Consider the following 20,802-nt stretch of genomic DNA (forward strand, 5'->3'; position numbering starts at 1 on the left):
GTCAGCCCGCCGCCGAGAGCCGGGCCTCGAGCGGCGCTGCGGCCGCCTCGAGCGCCGCGCGGATGCGCCGTTCGGCTGCGTCCGCGGAGACCGCGCGTGCCTCGCGCACGAGACTCCACTGGAGGACGTAGAGGATGACGGCAGCGAGATCGAACGCTGGCGGGAATGCGGCCGCGCGGAGCGCTTGGGCTTCGCGCAGGATGGCGGCGCGCCAGCGCTCGAACGGCGGGGGGGCTTCGGCCACCGCCTCCCGCGCGGCCTCTCCCGCTGGCCCTCCCAGGGCAAAGCCCGGGCGGTGCCACGCGCGCACGATCCGCACCGCCAGCGGGACAAGGCCCGGAAGCGCGAAGAGCGCAGGGTCAGGCGCTGGCGCGCCGGCTGCGCGCCGAAGCGCAAGCGCCGCAGCACCGCGCTGCTGCCACACGGCCTCGAGCGCGCTCCGCACACGCGGCGGGGCGACCGCCGCGGCCGCGCGCACGCGGGCGATGACCGCCGCATCGTCGAGCCCGGCCAGCCGGCCACGGTCGAACCCGGCGACGACCGTCTCGAGGGTTCCGCGCTCGGCGGGTGTGAGCGCTTCCAGCCGGCGCTGGAGGCGGACGCTTCCCACCGGCTCCACCCGCGGGTCGAACGGCCCCGGCAGGCGCGGCAGGCCCGCCACCACCCGCACGAGGCGCCCCTCTGGTGGCAAGGCCCGGATCAGGTGATGATCCCCTCGAACAGCGCGCGGAAGCGCGGGCGCAGATGGGCGAGCAGCGCTGCGGCGATCGCCTCGTCCGAGAGGTCGATCTCGATGCCGCCGTCGGCGAGCCGGACCCGAATGCCGGCCCGGTCGTGCGCGCCCGCACGCAGCTCCAAGCCCTCGCGCAGGGTCTCGGCAACCCCGGCCAGCACCAGGCGCGTGAGCGGGCTCCGGCGGGCCTCCTCGAGGTCAGCGCGCAGGTCCTCGAGGGTCTGCGGCCGGTCGGGAAGATCGATCTCCAGCCGGTCCGCGTGCGCGGTGCCGGCAGCCTCCCCCGTGCGCCTGACGAGCGCGAGGATCATGGCCGCGAGAAGCTCCCGGCTGTCGAGCGCCTCGTGCACCATGCGCCGCACGCTGTCGGAAAAGCGCTCGAGGAAGTCGGCGCGGAGCGCGAGCATGGCATCCCGTGCGGCGGTCCGCAGGGCCTCCTCGCCGCTCGCGCGCAGACGGCTCGCCTCGTCCCGCGCGCGCGCCACGAGCCCGGCCGCCTCGGCCTCCGCGTCTGCGCGGATCCGCTCGGCCTCGGCACGGGCTTCCGCCACGCGGGCCTCCGCCTCGCGGCGGCCGGCCTCGACTCCTCGTTCGCGCAGGTCGGCAATCAGCCGCTCCACCCCGCGCGCGATCTCGGGAACCTCGGGCGGCGGCGACCCCGGCGCCGTGCGGGCCGGTCGTGCCACGCGCACCCTGTCGTCGAGCGGGTCGTCGGTGCCGGGATCTGCCTCCGCCACGGCGCCCCCCTCAGAGCGTTCCGGCGAGATAGAGGGCGAAGACGAACACGAAGACCGCAAAGCCCTCGATGATGGCAGCCGGCGCGAGCGCAAGGCCCAGCACCTCGGGCTTGTCGCGGATGACGGTGATGGCGGAGGCGCAGGCCTCGCCCTGGCGGACGGCGGAGAGGAACAGCGCAAGCCCCGTGAGCGTGCCGATCGCGAACAGGGCCGGCGCATTCGCGGCCGTCACGGGGCGCGCAAGGGTGAGCATCGCGACGATGCCGTAGATGGACTGCGACGACGGCAGTGCGGAGACGCCGACGAACCGGCCGTAGCCGCCGTCGCTCTCCAGCATCGCGCCGATGGCGGCCTGGCCGGCGGTTGCGCAGCCGATGACGGAGCCGATCCCGGCCAGCGCCAGCGGCGCGAACAGGCCGATCCAGCCGAGCACGAGCAGCACTTCGGTCATGAGGGCACCCCGTGGCGGGCAAAGGGCCGGAACGGGCGCCCCTCGCCTGCTTCCGCCCAGCTACCGAACTCGATGTAGTTGAGCCGCAGGCCGTGGACCGTGCCGCCGACGATGGCGAGCGCGAGGTTGAGCCCATGGCCGGCCAGAAGAACGAGGCTGGCCGCAAGCAGCCCGAAGCCCGGGATGGCCGCGCGGAGGTCCGCGGCCAGCCCGTTGAAGGCCAGCGCCAGCGACGCGCTGGCAAGCCCGAGCGCGAACAGCCGGAGGTAGGAGAGGACATCCGCGAACAGCCGCGAGACCCCGGAGAGGGCGGCAAGCCCCGCCCCCAGCCGGCGCAGCAGATCCGCAACCGACCGGACCCGCCTTGGGTCGGAATGGAGAAGCAGCAGGAGGGTAGCAGCGGCGAGCGACACGAGCGAGACGGCGGCCGGCGCCTCCTGCCACAGGGCGACTGCGCCGGCGAGCAGCAGGAGCCAGCCGACCTGGGCAAGCGCCTCCGGCCGGCCGCGCAGCGACCAGAAGCGGCCAGCGATCGCAAGGCCCAGGTGGCCGATGCCGATCCAGAGGCTCAACCCGAGCATGGCCCGGAAGTCGGTGAGCTCGAGAAGCTGGAGCCGCGCGAGCCACGGGGCCGGGGGCGGCAAGCCGAACCAGGAGCCGGCCGCGACCCCCCAGGCCAGGGAAAGACCAACGACGGCAAGCAGGAGGGGCCGGAACCGGCGCGCACGGCCGCGACCCAGCCGCCGCCATGCGAAGGCCAGGACCGCCCCGAGCACGAGGGCATAGCCTGCATCCGAGACGATGATCGCGAAGAAGAGGGCAAAGCTTAGGAACACCGGAACCGACGGGTCCCAGCCGCGGCTGGGCGGTGCCTGGTAGAAGGTGACGAGGTCGGCCCCGGCGGCAAACGGCGGCGGCGGGTCGAGCCGGGTGGGCGGCACCTCATCCTCAAGCGGCGGCCGGGCAAGAAGCGCAAGACCGCGCGCGTCGGCGAGCGCCTCGAGCGCGGGCAGGTCCGCGGCTGCGGTCCAGCCGACCAGCACGAAGACATGCGCATCGGCAAGGGCACGGCGCGCGGCGTCGGCGCGGGCGTCGGCGTCGGCCGCCTCGGCGAGCGAACGGGCAAGAAGCCCGATCCGCGCGGTGAACGCCTGGCGGGCGAGCCGCGCCTCGTCGAGATCCGCTTCCACCGTCTCGAGCTCGCGGACGAGGTCGGCCAGCCGCCGCGAACCCACATGGACCCGTGGCGCGGGAACGAGCGACGGATCGGGCTCCTCGGGGCTCACGACCACGACGTAGCTCATGGTCGCCGTCCGGCTCACGCAGCGCCACGCAAACCCCTCGCGCGGCATTTCGGCCATCCGCCGGTTGGGGACGATGTAGAACCAGAGCCGGTTGCCGCCGAGCACCTCCGGGCTATCTGGGAAGGCGAAGTCGCCCCAGTGCGCGACATCGGCAATCCGCGCGGCAAGCGCCTCGCGCCGCTCCTCGAGCCGGCGAATGGCGCGCGCGTTGGCCACCACGTCGGCCACGAAGGCGGACACATCGAAGCCCGGGTCGCTGGTCCGCTGCCGGCGCCTGCCGGGCGTGCGCAAGAGGTGCCGGAGCGCCCGACGCGCGGCATCGCCTGCGGGAGCGGCGGGCGCGGGCTCCGCCGGTGCCGGCGCCAGCGGGTCGAGCTCGACGGTGCCAAGCGCCTGGAGGGCTGCGAGCGTGTCGGCAAGCGCATCCGCCGGCCCGGCCAGGACCACCCGGCGCATCGGCGCGATGCTCACGCGCGGCCCCCGTCAGGCGCACCAGGCCGACGCAGCGCGGCCCGCCGCGCCTTGGCGAGGCGTGCCGTCACCACGGCGGCCCGCCGTCTGTCGGCCAGCGCGAGCGCGACGCGCCGGATCTCGGCCACGTGCTCCGGGATCAGCACCTTCTCGACGACGTTGAGGCGGCGGGCCGCCTGTTTCGTGGCAGCCTCGAGACGGTCGTGCGTGACCCGCGCCGCAGCAAGGGTGACCCGCTCGGCGAGCGCGTCGGCCAGCGCGCGGTCCAACGCCGCGATCACCGGCGGGTCGGAGAGGCGCCCGGCCTGCACCGGGGTGACGCGAAGCCCCTCGGCCGCCACCGTGGCCACCCCGGCGACCGGCGGCCCCGCGGTTCCGGCAAGCGTTGCAGAAAGTCGGCCGGCAAGATCCCCCTCCTGTCCCTCGAGCATCGGAAAGGCCGTGCCGAGTCGGCGCAGCGTCGCCTCGTGGCCGGCGGCGAGCGCCGCGACCCGCCGCGCAGCGAAGGCGCGGGCGGCAAGGAGCGTGCGGTGCTTGAGGTCGAGCGCCGGCAGGACCTTTCGATAGGCCTCGAGTGCGCGCCGAGCCACGGCGAGGGCTGCGCGGTTGGCCGGAAGACGCATCAGCACTGCCTTTCCGCCACGGCGCGCGGCCAGTAGGTCTCGACCAGGCTTCGTCTGATGGCCAGTTCCTCGGGCGCAAAGCACTCGGCGAGCGTCTGCCAGCAGAGGTCGAGCGCGCGCTCGAGCGGGCACGCCACGCGGATGTCCATGAACCGCGCGCGGAACAGCCGGTCGAACGCGAGAAGCCGTAAGTCATGGTCGGAGAGCTCGAAGGCCATCGCCTGCTTCTGGCGGGCATCCTGGGCGGCGGCGTAAAGCCCGATCATCAGGTTGGTGACGGGCCCGTGATCCTCCCTCGTCTCCCGGCCGATGACGTGCTGCTTCAGCCGCGAAAGCGAACCGAACGGATCGATCATGCCATCGTGGAGGGAGATCTGCCCCTCGGTGATGTAGCCCGTGTTGTCGGGGCTCGGGTGGGTCACGTCGTTGCCCGGCATGGTGCACACGGTCACGATGGTGACCGAGCCGCCGTCCCGGAACAGGCAGGCGCGCTCGTAGCGGCGGGCAAGCTCGGAGTAGAGGTCGCCGAGGTAGCCGCGGTTGGCCGGCACCCGGTCCTGCGCCAGCCCCACTTCGGTCAGGGCATCGGCAAACGCGGTCATGTCGGTCATGAGCACCAGCACCCGCTTCTTCTGCTCGACGGCGAAGCGCTCGGCGACGGCCAGCGCGAGGTCGGGCAGGAGCAGCCGCTCGACCACCGGGTCGGAGGCGAGGTTGACGAACATGATGGTACGGCCCGCCTGGCCGGACTGCTCGAAGCTCTCGCGGGCGGCAAGGAAGTCGTCGAACATCATCGCGATGCCAGCGAAGACCACGATGTCCGCATCGGCCTGCGCGCCGATGCGAAGCAGCAGGGCCTCGTAAGGCTCGCCAGCGACCGAGAAGATCGGGATCTTCTGGCTTTCGACCAGGCAGTTGAAGAGGTCGATCATGGGAATGGCGGTGCGGATCAGCCGGTGCCCGAGTTCCCTCCTCACCGGGTTGGCCGGCGCCCCAAGTACCGGAATCGAGGGCTCGAGGTCGAGCGGCGGGCCGCCATCGATGAGCCGCCCCAGCCCGTCGAAGACGCGGCCCAGCGCATGCGGGGTGTAGAGCACCTCGGGCGGGGTGGCGAGGAAGCTGACGGCCGCTGCCGTCGAGAGGCCCGCGGCGCTGTCGAAGAGCTGGAGATGGACGAGGGGGCCGTCGATGCGGACGATGCGGGCGAGCGCGCGGCGCTCCCGGCTTCCGGAGGAGTGCCCGTCGAGCACGAGGGCGAGGTCGTGGAGTCGGGGCGCATGAGCCCCCGCCTCCGCACCCGGCCCCTCGACGACGAGCGTGTCGCCGACGATCGCGGCGATCTTCCGGAACCGGAGCAGACCGGCCACCGAACCGGCTGCTGCCTCCGCTGCCAGGTGGGAGCGCGCGCCCATCTTGGTCACGGGAGCGGCCGTCACTCGACCAGCATGAAGCGGATGGCGGCGCTGAAGCTCAGCGTCGGCTCCGTGTAGCCGTCGGGCAGCCGCCCGAAGTTCGGCACGCCGTTGGTCGCCTTCAGGATCGCCTCGTCGAGTGGCTCGTGGCCAGTGCCCTCGGCCACCCGCACGCGGACGAGCCGGCCGCGGCGATCGACCGTGAGCACCAGCACCGCCCGTCCTTCAAGCTGGTTCCGGAGCGCCGACGGCGGGTAGACGATGCGTTCGTGGATGAGCCCGACGGCCCGGTTGGCATAGGCCTTGAGCTCGGCGGGGGCGATCGGCGGAGCCGCGGGCGGAGTCGGCGGCGCCGGGGGCACCTCCGGTTCCACGACGGGCGGGGCCGGCAGCCCCCCGCCACCCTCGCCGATAGCGCTGGACAGCGGAGCGCCCTCTGGCGCGGGGGGCGGCGGAGCGGTCGGCGTGATGGGCGGCGCATCGGCCGCCCGCTCGGTGCGCGAGGGCTGGGCCACCTGGTCGGGCGGCAGGCCGGGGGGCAGCGGAGGCGGCGGAGCCGTCTCGATCCGCCCGCCGGGCGGGCCGAGCCGCACGTCGATTCGCGTCTCGGTCTCGGCAGCCTCGGCCAGCGCCCGCGCCCGCTCCCAGGCAGCATAGGTTTCGGCAAGTCCGAGGTGCGCGCCAAGCGCGACGGCGAGCGCCGCCCCCCACGCGCGACTCGTCAGCGTCTCGAGCTCGACGTCGCCAAGGGCGCTTTCGACCGTCCGGCTCATGGGGTCTCCACCAGCCCCGCGCCCTTAGTCAGCAGCACCACGTAGCCGGCGCCCGCCTCGCGAAGCTTCTCCAGCACTTCGATGACGACATTGGCCTCGGTCGCGCCGTCCGCCTTCACCTGAACGAGCGCCGCCGGGTTCTCCTGCAGGAGGGCGCGGATGGTGCGGATCATCTCGGGGTGGCTCAGCACCCGGCCATTGAGGCCCACGAGCCCATCGGCGCGGACGAGGATCACCGCCTCGCGTTCGTCGCCGAAGATCCGGCTTGCCGAGGCCGGCGGGGTCACCGGGAAGGCGTCGGTCGCCCGGAAGGTGCCCGCCAGCATGAAGAAAACGAGCAGGATGAAGACCATGTCGATGAGCGGCGTGAGGTCGATGAGCGCTTCCTTGGGCCGCTCGGGGCGGAACCTCATCGCCCGGCCTCCCGGTGGCGCGAGAAGGAGAGCTGCCGGGCGCCGCCTGCGCGCGCATCGTCATGGGCGCTCACCGTCTCCTGCAGCGTGGTACCGGGCGCCGGGCGGATGAGGAAGACGCGGTTGGGGTCGATCCGGGTGATGGCAGCAACCGCCTCCGCAAGCGCCGCGCGCGGATAGGGCCGGCCGTCGACGCGGATCGACCCGGGCTCCAGCAGCTCGATGACGACGGCCCCTTCGGCCGTGCGCGCCACCTCCCGGTCCTCCGGCGAGTCCACCCCGATCAGCCGGAACCGCGCCAGGTTGGTCGCCAGCATGAAGAAGACGAGGAGAATGAAGACCATGTCGATGAGCGGGGTGATGTTGAGGGCACCTCCGCCAAGCCTGTGCCGTACCCTCAGGCGCATCGGCGCGACCCCTGCGTCCGGCTTCCGCCCCTCACTCGGCGGCCTGGAGTTCGGCCAGCGGCCGTTCCGGGTCCTCCCGCAGGCCGAACCTGCGGTAGAGGTCGACCGTGAAGACCCGGGTTGCTGCATCTTCCGCGCGCCGCCCCACCTGGTCGACGGTGCGCTGGAACAGGCCGTAGCAGGTGGCCGCCGGAATGGCGATGACGAGCCCGATGACGGTGGTGAGCAGCGCCTCCCAGATGCCGCTCGAGAGGATGGCGGGGTCGACGCGGTCGCCGGCCCTGGCCAGCTGCTGGAACGCACCGACGAGCCCGGTGACAGTGCCAAGCAGCCCGAGGAGCGGGCTGATGGTCGCGATCAGGCCGAGCTGCGGCAGCCCCCGCTCGAGCGAGTCGAGCTGCGCCTGGGCGATCCGTTCCACTTCCTCGCGCACCGTCGCATCGGCCGCACCCGTTGCGCGGCCGGCAGCAGCGGCCTTCATGACGGCCGCGACCGGGCCCGTCTCCCTGGCGAGCGCCGCATCCGCCCCGGCAAAGTCGCCGCCGTGCATCATCCGCGCGACCGGGTCGACGAAGCCGTGAGACCACGCCCGGGCCCGCACGAACTGGACGAGCTTCGCCACGATGATGGCGAGCGCGATGACCGAGAGGGCCAGCTGCACGGGCACCACCGGGCCGCCGAGCTCGATAAGGCGGGCAATGCCGCCGAGCGGGCCCGAAGCGCCATCCTCTGCCGCCGTGGCAGCAGTTGCCCAGCCAGCAACAAGCGCTGCCCCGGCCAGCTTTTCCATGCCACACCCCCGACCGTTCATGCCGTTCGCCTCGGCAACAGTTATGGAAAAGCCATGTGACACTGTGGTGACGCCTTGACCGGTGGCGCGGGTCTTCGGCCAGGCCGTCCGCGGCCCCGCGTGTCGCCTTGCTCCGGCATTGACCGGAGGCGGGGTCTTCGGCCAGCGTGGCGTTGAGGGAAGACGCGAGGAAACGGGGAGGAGCGGGGCCCGATGCCGGCGGGGCTGGTGTCCGCCATCGTCGTTCTTGCCTACGGGCTGATGCTCGTGGCCGTGGCCCGCCGGGTCGACCGCTCCGGCCTGCCCCGGCCGGCCCTGTCGCTTGTCTATCCGCTTTCGATCGCGGTCTACTTCACCTCCTGGTCGTTCTTCGGGGCGGTGGGCACCGCCGCCGCCGACGGCTGGCCCTATCTTGCCATCTATCTCGGGCCGGCGCTCGCGCTGCTGTTTGCCCCGGGCTTCTTCGTACGACTTGCCGGCCAGGTCCGCGAGCGCCGGGCACTCTCGATCGGCGACTTCCTCGCCCAGCAGCACGACCGCAGCCGGAAGGTGGCCGTGCTGGTGGCACTCATCGCTCTCGTTGCCTCCGTCCCCTACATCGCACTGCAGCTGCGCGCCGTCGCCTCGACCTTTGCCGTCCTTGCCGGGCTCGAGCGATCCGGTGTGGCGGGCCTGATCACGGCCCTGGCGCTTGCGGCCTTCGCCATCCTGTTCGGTGCGCGCACGGTAGAGGTCGCTCGGCACAACCGCGGCCTCGTGGCTGCGCTCGCGCTCGAGTCCCTCGTGAAGCTGGCCGCGCTCCTCGCGCTGGGGCTCTACGCTCTCGTGCTCGTTTCCGGCAGCACCCCGCAGGCCTTGGCCGCCCAAGCCATGCTTGCCGAGCAATTTGCCGAAGGACCGGGCGCCGGCTTCTTCGCCGCCACCCTTGCCGCGGGCCTCGCCATCCTTTGCCTGCCGCGGCAGTTCTATCTCGGCTTCGTCGAGGCGCCCTCGCCGGAGGCCGTCAGAGACGCACGCGTCCCCTTCCTGCTCTACCTCGGCGCCGTCTCGCTCCTCGCCCTTCCGCTGGCCGCTGCCGGCCTCGCGATCCTCGGCCCCGCTGTCCCGCCCGATCTCTACGTGCTGGCGCTGCCGCTCGAGACCGGCGCCACTGCACTTGCCCACATCGCCTTCCTCGGCGGCTTTTCGGCGGCAACCGCGATGATCATCGCCGAGACGCTCGCGCTTGCCACCATGGCGACGAACGACCTTCTCGCCCCGCTGCTCCTGCAAAGGGATCTCGACCGACGCGGTGCCGACCTCGGGCGGCGGATGCGCCGCGCCCGGCGTGCCGTGATCGTCGCCATCATCGCGGCCGCATTCCTCTACGCCGAAACGCTCGAGGGCAGCCGCTCGCTGGCCACGATCGGCCTCGTGGCCTTTGCCGGTGTCGCCCAGTTCGCGCCAGGGCTCGTGCTCGCCTCCGCCTTCCGGGTCTCGAACGGGCCTGCGACCGCGGCCGGGCTGGGCGCGGGCGGTCTTGCCTGGCTCTTCACCCTTTTCCTTCCCTCCTTCGCGGGCCCGGCCGTCGCCGACCGGCTCGGCAATGCCACGGCAGGACTGCTCCATCCCCATGCCCTGTTCGGCCTGTCGTTCGGGGACCCGCTGGCCCATGGGCTCTTCTGGAGCCTCGGGCTCAACCTCCTCGCAATGGGAGCAGTGTTCGCCCGGGACCGCTGGCGGGTTCGGCGCGCGCTCGCCGGCGGGACCGGCCCAGCCGGCATCCGGACACTTGGTGACCTCCGCGCGCTCGCTGCCCGGTTCGTGGGCGAGGCCGAAGCGAACGCGGCGCTCGGGCCCGAGTTCGGGCCGGCCAGCGGTGCCATCGTGCCGGCTGCGGCCCGCCGAGCGGAGCAGCTGCTCGCCAGGGTGATCGGCACTCCGTCGGCGCGGCTCCTCATCGGCTCCGCGCTTGCCGGCGGCAGCCTCGACATGACCGAGGTCGTGCGGCTCCTCGACCGAAGCGGCCAGTCGGTCACGCTGTCGCGGACGCTGCTTGCGGCAACCCTCGAGGCAATCGACCAGGGGGTCTCGGTCATCGACTCCAGCCTCCGGCTCGTCGCCTGGAACCGTCGCTACCTGGAGCTGTTCGATTACCCTCCCGGCATGGTGGTCATCGGCCGGCCGGTTGCCGATCTCATCCGTTTCAACGCCGAGCGTGGGGAATGCGGCCCGGGAGAAGTGGAGGCGCATGTCGCGCGCCGGCTCTGGCATCTCTCGCGCGGCCTTCCCCACGCCTTCGAGCGGCAGCGGCCATCCGGACGCTGGATCCGCACGGCCGGGGCCCCGATCCCGGGCGGCGGCTATGTCATGAGCTTCACCGACATCACGGTCGAGAAGCAGGCGCAGGCCGAGCTCGAACGGCAGGTCGCCGACCGCACCTCAGACCTGGCCGCCGCCAACCGGGCGCTCGCCGCAGCCAAGGCTGCCGCCGAGGCCGCCACCCGCGACAAGACCCGGTTCCTTGCCGCCGCAAGCCACGATCTCCAGCAGCCGCTCCACGCCGCCCGCCTGTTCGCGGCAGCCCTCGAGCGCGATCTTGCCGCCGGGAGGCCGGCCGAGGGCATGCAGGCTCTCGTCTCCGGCATCGCCGGCGCACTGGCCTCGGCCCAGCAGCTGCTCCGGGCCCTGCTCGACGTCTCGCGACTGGATGCCGGCGGCATCCGCCCCCAGATTTCGGCTGTTCCACTCGGCGACCTCATGGCCGACCTCGAGCGGGAGTTCCTGCCGCTCGCCACGGAAAAGGGCCTTTCGCTCGTCGTTCGGGTGCGGCCGGCGATGGTCGAGACCGACCGGGGGCTCCTGGCCTCGGTGCTCCGCAACCTCCTCTCGAACGCCATCCGCTACACGCCTTCGGGGCGGGTCCTGCTGTGCGCCCGGCCCGAAGGCAGGGGGGTACGAATCGAAGTCCGCGACTCGGGGCCAGGCATCGCTGAGGCGGACCAGAAACGGATTTTCGAGGAGTTCGAGCGCCTTCCGACCACCGGCGGCACGGCGGGGGCGGGGCTCGGCCTCGCCATCGTGGACCGCATCGCCCGCCTTCTCTCGGCTCCGGTGCGTCTGCGCTCGGCCCCGGGGCGCGGCTCGACCTTCGCCATCACCGTGCCGCTGGCGAAGGCACGGCAGGAAGCCGAGTGGCAGGACGCAGGAACCGCCCCAGAGCCCGGGCGGCGTCCGCCCGGCGGTGCGCACATCCTCTGCCTCGACGATGACGCCGCCGCGCTCGACGCGCTCGTAGCCCTTCTCGCCCGCGAAGGCCTCGTCGCATGGCCGGCAACGACCGCAGCGCAGGCTCTCGAGACCGCGGCCGCAACCCCGCCTGACGCCGCCATCCTCGATCTCGACCTTGGCCCCGGGCCGACAGGGCTCGACGTGGCGCAGCGACTCCGGCAGCGGTCGCCCGCCATGCCGATCGCCCTCGTGACCGCCAGCCCCGACAAGGCCAACGGCGCCCGCCTTCGAGCACTCGGGGTGGCGCTGGTCTCGAAGCCGGCGGACCCTGCCACGCTTCTGGCAGCCCTCGCCCCGGCAGACGTCCGCGCTGCTGCGGAATAGGCGCTGCTGCGGCAGCGGCGCGCCGCGCTCAGCCGGGAAGCGCGAGGCCCAGGGCGCGGGCGGCCAGCACGGCCTGGGTGCGGTTGTGAACTCCAAGCTTGCGCATCAGCGCCGTCATGTGCCCCTTCACCGTTGCCTCGCTGATCCCGAGCTCGTGCGCGATCTGCTTGTTGAGCTGTCCTCTCAGCACGCCTGAGAGCACCCTCCGCTCGGTGGGCGTGAGTGTGCCGATGGTCTCGGCCATGGAAAGCTCGGTGGCAGGCCAGGCCACGGGCTCGGGATCGCCAGCCAGCGCCCGGGCGATCGCGCTTTCGATATCGGCGAGCTCGGCGCTCTTCGACACGAAGCCCACGGCTCCGAGGGCCCGTGCGGGGCCTGCCGCCCCCGGGTCGGCGGCGGAGACGACGAGGATCGGCACGTCCGGGCATTCGGCGCGAAGGGCAGCGACCCCCGACACCCCCTGGGCCCCCGGAAGCCCGAGGTCGAGGAGCACGAGGACGAGCCCGGGTGCCCCCCGGGCCGCCGCCACCGCCTCGGCAAGCGTGCCCGCCTCCACGACAGCGGCATCGGGCGCAGCCCCGCGCACGGCAAGCACGAGCGCCGCGCGGAATGCCGGGTGGTCATCGGCGACGAGGATGGTGGCGGCCATCCGGGAGCGTCCGCGGGCTGCCCCGGCTCCGCCCTTCAGGCCGCCCGCGCGGTCGCCTCGGCCCGGCCGGCAATCAGCGTGTCGACGACCGTCGGGTCGGCAAGCGTCGAGGTATCGCCGAGGTTCCCGAGCTCGTTTTCGGCGATCTTGCGCAGGATCCGCCGCATGATCTTGCCCGAGCGCGTCTTCGGCAGCGCGGGGGCGAACTGGATCACGTCCGGCGTGGCGATGGGCCCGATCTCGCGCCTGACCCACTGCACGAGCTCGGCCCGCAGCGCTTCCGAAGGCTCCTCGTTGGCATTCAGGGTCACGTAGGCATGGATGCCCTGGCCCTTGAGATCGTGGGGCATGCCGACCACTGCGGCCTCTGCCACCCTGGGGTGGGCAACAAGGGCGCTCTCGATCTCGGCCGTGCCCAGCCGGTGGCCCGAGACGTTGATGACGTCATCCACCCGGCCGGTGATCCAGTAATAGCCGTCGGCATCGCGGCGGCAGCCGTCGCCGGTGAAATACTTGCCCGGGTAGGTGGTGAAGTAGGTCTCGAAGAAGCGCCGGTGGTCTCCCCAGACGGTGCGCATCTGGCCCGGCCAGGAGCGGACGAGGCAGAGGTTCCCCTCGCAGGAGCCCTCGAGCACGCGGCCCTCGGCATCGACGATCGCGGGTTCCACGCCGAACAGCGGCCGCGTCGCCGAGCCGGGCTTGAGCGGCGTGGCGCCGGGGAGCGGCGCGATCATGGCGCCGCCCGTCTCGGTCTGCCACCAGGTGTCGACGATGGGGCAGCGCCGCTCGCCCACCACCCGGTGATACCAGTCCCACGCCTCGGGGTTGATCGGCTCGCCCACCGTGCCGAGCAGCCGGAGCGAGGCGCGGCTGTGGCGGCGCACCCAGTCGTCGCCTTCGCGCATCAGCGCACGGATGGCGGTTGGCGCCGTGTAGAAGATCTCGACCCGGTGCTTGTCCACCACCTCCCAGAACCGGCCATGATCGGGCCAGTTGGGGACACCCTCGAACATGACCTGCGTCGCGCCATTGGCGAGCGGGCCGTAGACCACGTAGGAATGGCCGGTGACCCAGCCGACGTCGGCCGCGCACCAGTAGACCTGCCCCGGGCGGTAGTCGAAGACGAGCTCGTGGGTGAGCGAGGCCCAGACGAGGTAGCCGCCGCTGGTGTGGAGCACGCCCTTGGGCTTGCCCGTCGAGCCCGAGGTGTAGAGGATGAAGAGCGGGTCCTCCGCCCCCATCTCGGCAGGAGCATGCGCGGGCGACTGGGCGGCGACCAGCGCTTCATATGCGACGTCACGCCCCTCCACCCACTGGACCGGTGCTCCCGTGCGGCCGACGACCACGACCTGCCGCACGCTCGGGCAGTTCGCGAGCGCCTGGTCCACGTTGGCCTTGAGCGGAATGGTGCGCCCGCCGCGCAGGCCCTCGTCGGCCGTGATGACAAGGGTGGAATCGCAGTCCTGGATCCGGCCGGCGAGCGCCTCGGGCGAGAAGCCGGCGAAGACGACCGAATGGATGGCGCCGATCCGCGCGCAGGCGAGCATGGCGACCGCCGCCTCGGGGATCATGGGCAGGTAGATGGTGACGCGGTCGCCGCGGCGCACGCCAAGCGACTCGAGCCCGTTGGCCAGCCGGCACACGGCTTCCAGGAGCTCGGCATAGGTGAGGGTTCGCCCCGGCGTTGCCGGATCATCAGGCTCCCAGATGATGGCGACCCGCTCGCCGTGCCCGGCGGCCACGTGGCGGTCGAGGCAGTTGGCGGCGACATTGAGCGTGCCATCCTCGAACCAGCGGATGCCGAAGTCGGCCTCGGCGAAGCTCCACTGGGAAACCCGGGTGAAGGGCCTGATCCAGTCGATGCGCTGCGCCTCGCGCCGCCAGAACCTGTCCGGGTCCTCGAGCGACTCCCGGTAGAGACGGGCATAGTCTCCGGGGCCAACCCTTGCGGTTGCGGCCCACGCGGGCGGTACGGGGTGCACGGTCTCGGTCATCGCTCGTCCTCCGCCTCATTCTCCCCGACAGCGCCAGCCCGGGCGCGCCGGAAACTCCCTCGGCCCCGGTCACCGCCGGGCTCCACGCGGCGATATTAGGAGCGGCAGCGGGAAAGGCGAACCCCCGACTTTGGTCGCACCCGACCAAGGTCGGGCTGTTCCCCACCCGACCTTCCCACGCAGGGTGAGCGGTGTCCGGAACCCGGCGGCAACAGCCCGGGACCGGCGAGGGAGAGAGACGCATGCCAATCCGCTCTGGCCTTGCCCTGCTGCTTGCGGGCGTTGCCACGCCGGCGCCCGCGCAGGACCCGGCCGCAATCGAGCGACGGCTTTCCGCGCTGGAAGCGGAACTGGCGAGCCTGCGCGCCGAACTTGCAGCCGCCCGCGCGGCCTCCGCCCCTGCAACCGTCAGTTCGGGGGCAAGTGCGAGCACACTTGTGCCTTCAGGCCCCGCTGCCGGGCGCGAGGGCAGCACGACAGCGGGGGCCGAGCAGCTGGCAGCGCTCGAACGGCGGCTGGAGACGGTGGAATCCCGGGAGGGCTTCCGGGTCGGCGGCACGACCTTCCGGGTCGGCGGCTATGTGAAGCTGTGGGCCGCCTACTCGCTCTACCGGGACGGCACCGTGCCTTCCGGCGCCCTCATCCGGGACTTCTGGCTGCCGCAGCAGGTGCCGGTCGGCGGCGAGCGCAGCACGCACTTCGGCGCGCACCTGAAGCAGACCCGGCTGTGGATGTCGGGCACGACCACGGCCGGCGGCTCGCCTCTTACCGGCTATGTCGAGGTGGACTTTCAGACCGCGCCCGGAACCCAGGGCACGGCGCGCACCACCAACGGCTACAACCTCGCCGTCCGCCGCGCGACGATCAGCTGGAAGGGGCTGACGGCCGGGCAGGACTGGTCCACCTTCCAGAACGTCGCCGCCCTGCCCGAGACGACCGACTTCATCGGCCCGACCGAAGGCACGGTCTTCGTCCGCCAGCCGCTGGTGCGATGGACGTTGCCGCTCGGGAGCCGCACGGGCCTCGCGCTTGCCGTCGAGAACCCGATCACGGCCACCATCACGTCCGACTCCCTCCAGCTCAAGGAGACAGACGAGGCAGTGGTGCCGGACTTTGTCGCGAGGGTTACGCGAAAGGAAGGTGCCGCCGAGCTCTCGCTCGCCGCCCTTGCCCACGACGTCACCGTCAACGACGGCATCACCAAGGACAGCGCCTTCGGCTGGGGGCTCTCGCTTGGCGGCAGGGTGCCGTTCGGCCCCGGCAACCGGCACGATCTCCGCTTCATGCTCACCGGCGGCGAGGGAATCGGCCACTATATCGGCCTCAACTTCGCCCCCGACGGCGTGTTCAGCGGCGGACGGGTCCACCCGGTGGGGGTGGTTGCCGGGTTCGGCGCACTCCGTTTCGCGCTCTCGTCGCGGGTACGAACCACGATCATGGGCGGAGTGCAGAAGGTAGACTTCCCTGACGTCGCCATCCCGGCCGGCGCCAGCACGAGCGCCTGGAGCATCGCCGGCAACGTCTTCGCCACCCCGCTCGACCGTCTCGATGTCGGTGTCGAGGTTCGCCACGGCAGCAGGCAAGTCGCCTCCGGGGCAAGCGGGGCGCTCGACCGCTTCGAGTTCATGACCAGGTTCAACTTCTGAGGGACGCGAGAGGAGAGATGCCATGACACCCCCGAGCCTTGGCGCCACCGTCGACGACGTCGGCGCCCTTCCCAAGCATCACGCACCGACCCAGAGCGAGAAGAAGGTCATCCTGGCCTCGTCGCTCGGGACCATCTTCGAGTGGTATGACTTCTACCTCTACGGGTTGCTCGCCATCATCATCTCGAGCCAGTTCTTCTCCGGCGTCAACGAGACGACGGGGTTCATCCTGGCCCTCGGCGCATTCGCCGCCGGCTTCGCCGTCAGGCCCTTCGGCGCCCTCGTCTTCGGCCGGCTGGGCGACCTCGTCGGCCGGAAGTACACCTTCCTCATCACCATGGGCCTCATGGGCTTTGCCACCTTCATGGTCGGCGTGCTTCCAGGCTATGCCACCATCGGCGTCGCAGCCCCCGTCATCCTCGTCATCCTGCGCATGCTCCAGGGCCTTGCGCTGGGCGGGGAATATGGCGGGGCCGCCACCTACGTCGCCGAGCACGCGCCCGACAGCAAGCGCGGCTTCTTCACCAGCTTCATCCAGACGACGGCCACGCTCGGCCTGTTCGCGGCGCTCCTCGTGGTGCTCGGCGTGCGCACGCTGGTCGGTGAGGACGCCTTCAAGGAATGGGGCTGGCGCATTCCCTTCCTCGTCTCGGTGCTGCTTCTCGGGGTCTCGCTGTGGATCCGCATGCAGCTCGAGGAAAGCCCGGTCTTCCAGCGGATGAAGGCGGAGGGCAGGCAGTCGAAGGCGCCGCTCACCGAGGCCTTTGGCCACTGGAGGAACCTGCGCCTCGTCCTCGTTGCCCTGCTCGGGGCAGTCGCGGGCCAGGCGGTCGTCTGGTACACGGGCCAGTTCTACGCCCTGTTCTTCCTCGAGAAGATGATGAAGGTGGACGGCGCGACCACCAACACGCTGATCGCCATCGCCCTCCTTCTTGCCACGCCCTTCTTCATCGTCTTCGGCTGGCTCTCCGACCGGGTGGGACGCAAGCCGATCATCCTTGCCGGGTGCCTGCTGGCGGCGGCCACCTACTTCCCGCTGTTCGATGCGCTCCAGAAGGCCGCCAACCCCGCCCTCTACGCGGCACAGGCGGCAGCGCCGGTCACCGTCGCGGCCGACCCTGCGACCTGCTCGACCCAGTTCGACCCCATCGGCAAGAACCGGTTCGACGGCAGTGCCTGCGACATCGCCAAGGCGTTCCTCGCCAGGTCCGGCATCAACTACCGCAACGTCGCCGCGACTGGCTCCACCGCCACGGTCACCATCGGCGACAGGACAATCGCGGTGGCGGACCCGGCGCCGCTCAGCGGGGATGCGCGCAAGGCCCTCGTCTCCGGCTTCCAGGAGGAGGCGAAGGCCGCGCTTGCGGCAGCCGGCTATCCCGACAAGGCGGACCCGTCGGCGATCCAGAAACCGACGGTCATCGCCATCCTGTTCATCCTCGTCCTCTACGTGACGATGGTGTATGGCCCAATCGCGGCGCTCCTCGTCGAGCTGTTCCCGACGAAGATCCGCTACACGGCCATGTCGCTCCCCTACCACATCGGCAACGGCTGGTTCGGCGGCTTCCTCCCGACCATCGCCTTCGCGATCGTGGCGGCGAGCGGTGACATCACCTCCGGCCTCTGGTACCCGATCATCGTCGCCGGCCTGACCGTGGTCGTTGGCCTCCTGTTCCTGCCGGAGACCTTCCGCCGCAACATCGACCAGTAGCGCCGGCGGAGACGCCCAATCCCAAGGGGGGCGGGGGGCGAGGGGCGGGGGGGGGGCGGTGGACGGCCACTGCCCCCATCCCGTTCAGGGCCCCTGCCGTTGAGCCGTCAGGCCGGCTTCACGGCCCGCGCCTGCTCCCGCCGGCGCCAGTCGACGAGGAGCACGGCCACCGCGCAGCTCGCCAGCCGGGTCTGCTCACTGTCGGCCCGGCTGGTCAGGATGACGGGCACGCGCGCGCCGAGCACGATGCCGGCAGCATCCGCGCCGGCAAGGAAGGACAGGCTCTTGGCCAGCATGTTGCCTGCCTCGAGGTCGGGAACCACGAGCACGTTGGCCCGGCCCGCAACGGGCGAGGCGATGCCCTTGATCCGCGCCGCCTCCGGGTCGATCGCGTTGTCGAGCGCAAGCGGGCCGTCGAGAAGGCCACCGCCGATCTGTCCGCGGTCGGCCATCTTGCAGAGCGCCGCCGCCTCGATGGTGGAAGGCACGTCGGGGTTCACCGTCTCCATCGCCGAGAGGATGGCCACGCGCACCTCGGGGAAGCGGAGCGCGCGGGCAAGGTCGATCGCGTTCTGGACGATGTCGCGCTTGGCGCGCAGATCGGGGGCGATGTTGACCGCGGCATCGGTGATGACCAGCGGCTCGGCATGGCCCCGCACGTCCATCACGAAGCAGTGGCTGACCCGCCGTTCGGTGCGCAGGCCGGAGTCGCGGGCGACGACCGCGCCCATGAGCTCGTCGGTGTGGAGGCTGCCCTTCATGAGCGCCTCCGCCCTGCCCTCGCGCACGAGCGCGACCGCCCGGTCGGCGCTGTCGTGGCTGTGCGCGGAGGCCACCTGCGGCACGGCGGAGATGTCGACGCCAGCCGCCTCTGCCGCGGCGCGGAGCCGCGCCGGCGGCCCGACAAGGATGGGGCGGATGAGCCCGAGATGCGCCGCCGCCATGGCGGCGGCCATCGAGACCGTGTCACACGGGTGGACGACTGCCGTCTCGACGGGGGGAAGGCGGCGCGCGGCCTCCAGAAGCCGCTGGTGCTGGCTTCGCGCCTCCTGACCCTGCGCCTGCTGGCCCTCGAGGCCTTCCGAATCATCTGCGCCCATGACGCGACCCTAGGCCGTCGCACGCCGTACGTCCCGCTGCCCGCGGGGTCTTGCCTCCCGGCCTCCGGCGCCTAGGTGCATGGGTGGCTCAGGTGGCAGCGGAAGGCCTTGCGGAGCCGGCGTGTAGGCGAGCACGGGGGTGCGGATGGACAGGCGGCAGCAGTTCCACATCTGGTACTGGATCGGGGCGGGGCTTCTCCTCCTCCTCTTCCAGGGCTGGTGGCAGGCGGCGACCACCACCGAGCGCATTCCCTACTCCCGCTTCCTCGAGCTCCTCGAGAAGGACCGGGTGGCAGCTGTCCAGATCGAGCCGGACCGCATCATCGGCCGCTACAAGGAGCCGACCGACGGCAAGCAGGTCTTCGTGACGACCATCGTGCCAGAGCCGCTCGCGCAGCGGCTCGAAAAAAGCTCGGCCGAGTTCGACGGCACCATCCAGAGCGGCTTCCTCACCAACATCCTCTCCTGGGTGCTGCCGGTCATCCTGTTCTTCGCGCTCTGGAGCTGGGTGTTCCGGGGCTTCGCCGAGCGGCAGGGGCTGGGCGGCCTCATGTCGGTCGGCAAGTCGAAGGCGCGCGTCTATGTGGAGAAGGACACGGGCGTCACCTTCGCCGACGTCGCCGGGATCGACGAGGCCAAGGCCGAGCTTCAGGAAATCGTCTCCTTCCTGAAGGAGCCCCAGCGCTACGGCCGGCTCGGCGCGCGCATCCCGAAGGGCATCCTCCTCGTCGGGCCACCCGGCACGGGCAAGACGCTGGTCGCCCGCGCCATCGCCGGCGAGGCGGGCGTGCCCTTCTTCTCCATCTCGGGCTCGGAGTTCGTCGAGATGTTCGTGGGCGTGGGGGCGGCCCGCGTGCGCGACCTCTTCGAGCAGGCCCGCAAGGCCGCGCCCTGCATCATCTTCATCGACGAGCTCGACGCGCTCGGCAAGCGCCGCGGAATCGGGATCGCCGGCGGCGGCCACGACGAGAAGGAGCAGACGCTCAACCAGCTCCTGACCGAGCTCGACGGCTTCGACCCGCGCGAGGGCATCGTGCTCCTTGCCGCAACCAACCGCCCCGAGATCCTCGACCCGGCGCTGCTGCGCGCCGGCCGGTTCGACCGGCAGGTGGTCATCGACCGGCCCGACCGCCGCGGCCGCGCGGCCATCCTCGAGGTGCACCTGAAGAAGGTGCGCCACGCCGGGCTCGACGTCGACGCGATCGCCGGGCTTACCCCCGGCTTTTCCGGCGCGGAGCTCGCCAACCTCGTGAACGAGGCCGCCATCCGCGCCACCCGCCGCGGTGCGGAGGCCGTCACCATGGAGGACGTGACCGCAGCGCTTGAGCGGATTGTCGCCGGCCTCGAGCGGCCGGGTCGGCTTCTCAACCGCCGCGAGCGCGAGACGGTGGCCTACCACGAGATGGGCCACGCGCTCGCGGCCGCGTCGCTCCCCGGTGCCGACCCGGTGCACAAGGTCTCGATCATCCCCCGCTCGATCGGCGCGCTCGGCTACACGATGCAGCGCCCCACCGAGGACCGCTTCCTCATCACCCGCGCCGACCTCGAGGACCGCATGGTGGTGCTGCTCGCCGGCCGCGCCGCGGAAGAACTCGTCTTCGGCGAGATCTCGACCGGCGCCGCCGACGACCTCGCCCGCGTGACCGACATCGCCCGCCAGATCGTCACCCGCTTCGGCATGCACCCGGCGCTTGGCCAGGCGGTGCTCGAGCACGAGCGGCAGAGCTTCCTCGGCGAAGGCCCGCCGGGGCTTCTGCCGCGCGACCATTCGGAAGCGACCGCGCGCGAGGTGGACCTGGCGGTCCGCGACCTCATCGCGACGGCCTACGAGCGCGCCAAGACCCTCCTCGCCGCGCGCCGCGCCGACCTCGAGGCCGGGGCCCGGCTGCTCCTCGAACGGGAGACCATCACGCCCGAGGACTTCCCGCCGCTCCGCCGCGCCGAGCAGGCACCTGCCGCGGAGCCGCAGGCGGCGTGAAGGGGCCCCGGCGTCG

General features: G+C 71.9%; 17 protein-coding genes. 4 read left to right on the forward strand and 13 right to left on the reverse strand.

Features of this window, described 5'->3' with window-relative positions; genetic code table 11:
• Position 1: 1 nt before the first annotated feature.
• Genes H3H34_RS04270 through H3H34_RS04315 form a run of 10 tightly spaced genes read right to left on the reverse strand, consistent with a single transcriptional unit; the run spans position 2 to position 8,114 of the window.
• Positions 2-670, reverse strand: coding sequence for a hypothetical protein (locus tag H3H34_RS04270; protein WP_194751851.1), 669 nt, complete (start codon positions 668-670; stop codon positions 2-4).
• 29 nt (positions 671-699) lie between these two features.
• Positions 700-1,470 (reverse strand): ATPase, encoded by a 771-nt coding sequence (locus H3H34_RS04275; protein WP_194743965.1) that lies wholly within the window; start codon positions 1,468-1,470, stop codon positions 700-702.
• 10 nt (positions 1,471-1,480) lie between these two features.
• The gene (locus H3H34_RS04280) at positions 1,481-1,921 is read right to left on the reverse strand and encodes an ATP synthase subunit C (protein ID WP_194743966.1); all 441 of its coding nucleotides are present in this window, start codon (positions 1,919-1,921) and stop codon (positions 1,481-1,483) included.
• Entirely contained in the window at positions 1,918-3,696 is a 1,779-nt protein-coding gene (locus H3H34_RS04285) for a V-type ATP synthase subunit I (RefSeq protein WP_194743967.1), read from the reverse strand. The genes H3H34_RS04280 and H3H34_RS04285 overlap by 4 nt, the downstream gene beginning before the upstream one ends.
• Positions 3,693-4,319 (reverse strand): V-type ATP synthase subunit D, encoded by a 627-nt coding sequence (locus H3H34_RS04290; protein ID WP_194743968.1) that lies wholly within the window; start codon positions 4,317-4,319, stop codon positions 3,693-3,695. Before H3H34_RS04290 ends, H3H34_RS04285 begins: the two co-directional genes overlap by 4 nt.
• The gene (locus H3H34_RS04295) at positions 4,319-5,731 is read right to left on the reverse strand and encodes a V-type ATP synthase subunit B (RefSeq protein ID WP_194744121.1); all 1,413 of its coding nucleotides are present in this window, start codon (positions 5,729-5,731) and stop codon (positions 4,319-4,321) included. The genes H3H34_RS04290 and H3H34_RS04295 overlap by 1 nt, the downstream gene beginning before the upstream one ends.
• 20 nt (positions 5,732-5,751) lie before the next feature.
• Complete coding sequence (locus H3H34_RS04300; RefSeq protein ID WP_194743969.1) at positions 5,752-6,504, reverse strand: TonB family protein; 753 nt, start codon at positions 6,502-6,504, stop codon at positions 5,752-5,754.
• Positions 6,501-6,917 carry an ExbD/TolR family protein gene (locus H3H34_RS04305; RefSeq protein ID WP_194743970.1) on the reverse strand — a complete coding sequence of 139 codons (417 nt, stop codon included), beginning with the start codon at positions 6,915-6,917 and terminating at the stop codon, positions 6,501-6,503. Before H3H34_RS04305 ends, H3H34_RS04300 begins: the two co-directional genes overlap by 4 nt.
• Entirely contained in the window at positions 6,914-7,324 is a 411-nt protein-coding gene (locus H3H34_RS04310; protein WP_194743971.1) for an ExbD/TolR family protein, read from the reverse strand. The genes H3H34_RS04305 and H3H34_RS04310 overlap by 4 nt, the downstream gene beginning before the upstream one ends.
• 31 nt (positions 7,325-7,355) lie before the next feature.
• Complete coding sequence (locus H3H34_RS04315; protein WP_194743972.1) at positions 7,356-8,114, reverse strand: MotA/TolQ/ExbB proton channel family protein; 759 nt, start codon at positions 8,112-8,114, stop codon at positions 7,356-7,358.
• A gap of 213 nt (positions 8,115-8,327) precedes the next feature.
• Here H3H34_RS04315 and H3H34_RS04320 point away from each other — a divergent pair, with 213 nt between their 5' ends.
• Positions 8,328-11,708: a hybrid sensor histidine kinase/response regulator gene (locus H3H34_RS04320; RefSeq protein ID WP_235945267.1), complete on the forward strand. Its 3,381-nt coding sequence runs from the start codon at positions 8,328-8,330 to the stop codon at positions 11,706-11,708.
• A gap of 28 nt (positions 11,709-11,736) precedes the next feature.
• Here H3H34_RS04320 and H3H34_RS04325 read toward each other — a convergent pair whose 3' ends face one another.
• Both H3H34_RS04325 and acs read right to left on the reverse strand, forming a co-directional pair.
• Entirely contained in the window at positions 11,737-12,357 is a 621-nt protein-coding gene (locus H3H34_RS04325; protein WP_194743973.1) for a response regulator transcription factor, read from the reverse strand.
• Positions 12,358-12,392: 35 nt separating this feature from the next.
• Complete coding sequence (gene acs, locus H3H34_RS04330) at positions 12,393-14,351, reverse strand: acetate--CoA ligase (protein WP_194743974.1); 1,959 nt, start codon at positions 14,349-14,351, stop codon at positions 12,393-12,395.
• A 242-nt stretch (positions 14,352-14,593) separates the two neighbouring features.
• Here acs and H3H34_RS04335 point away from each other — a divergent pair, with 242 nt between their 5' ends.
• Both H3H34_RS04335 and H3H34_RS04340 read left to right on the forward strand, forming a co-directional pair.
• Positions 14,594-15,997, forward strand: a complete 1,404-nt coding sequence (locus H3H34_RS04335) for a porin (protein ID WP_194743975.1) — start codon at positions 14,594-14,596, stop codon at positions 15,995-15,997.
• A gap of 22 nt (positions 15,998-16,019) precedes the next feature.
• Positions 16,020-17,708 carry an MFS transporter gene (locus H3H34_RS04340; protein WP_194743976.1) on the forward strand — a complete coding sequence of 563 codons (1,689 nt, stop codon included), beginning with the start codon at positions 16,020-16,022 and terminating at the stop codon, positions 17,706-17,708.
• Positions 17,709-17,815: 107 nt separating this feature from the next.
• Here the strand turns inward: H3H34_RS04340 and H3H34_RS04345 are convergent, their stop codons facing one another.
• Positions 17,816-18,808, reverse strand: a complete 993-nt coding sequence (locus tag H3H34_RS04345; protein WP_194743977.1) for a phosphate acetyltransferase — start codon at positions 18,806-18,808, stop codon at positions 17,816-17,818.
• A gap of 145 nt (positions 18,809-18,953) precedes the next feature.
• Between H3H34_RS04345 and ftsH the strand changes: the two genes are divergently transcribed.
• Positions 18,954-20,786: an ATP-dependent zinc metalloprotease FtsH gene (gene ftsH, locus H3H34_RS04350; protein WP_194743978.1), complete on the forward strand. Its 1,833-nt coding sequence runs from the start codon at positions 18,954-18,956 to the stop codon at positions 20,784-20,786.
• Positions 20,787-20,802: the final 16 nt, after the last annotated feature.

Origin of the sequence: Thermaurantiacus tibetensis (assembly GCF_015354055.1) — a bacterium.
Taxonomy (GTDB): domain Bacteria; phylum Pseudomonadota; class Alphaproteobacteria; order Sphingomonadales; family Sphingomonadaceae; genus Thermaurantiacus; species Thermaurantiacus tibetensis.